This is a genomic window from Polaromonas sp. P1_G2, assembly GCF_056405515.1.
This window is the reverse complement of the sequence record NZ_JBFUBY010001748.1, coordinates 1-360: the sequence shown is the minus strand read 5'-3', so window position 1 is coordinate 360 and position 360 is coordinate 1. Positions and strand designations below refer to the sequence as shown.

Sequence of the window (360 nt, the reverse complement as noted above, 5' to 3'; positions counted from 1 at the left end):
CGCTTAACCCGCGAGACCATGCATGTCGACCCTGCCCCTCTTTCGTGACGATTTCTATCTGGCGACGGCGGAGGGGACGGTCACGACAGTCCGCGACAACGGCGCGATCGAACTCGACCAGACCTGCTTTTACGCCATGTCGGGCGGCCAGCCCGGCGACAGCGGCTTCCTCGAACGCGCCGATGGCTCACGTATCGAACTTGGCGCCACCGTCAATGGCGAGGACAAGAGCGTCATCCTGCACATGCCGCTCGAAGGCCAGCCCTCGCCCTCCGTCGGCGAGACGCTGGTGCTGCATGTCGACTGGCCGCGCCGCTACAAGCTGATGCGCATGCACACGGCCTGCCACATCCTTTCCGT

General features: G+C 64.7%; 1 protein-coding gene. It reads left to right on the top strand.

The window, feature by feature from the left end:
- Positions 1–22: 22 nt before the first annotated feature.
- On the top strand, positions 23–360 hold a 338-nt coding region (locus AC1D0P_RS32410), incomplete at its 3' end, for an alanine--tRNA ligase-related protein (RefSeq protein WP_477680467.1).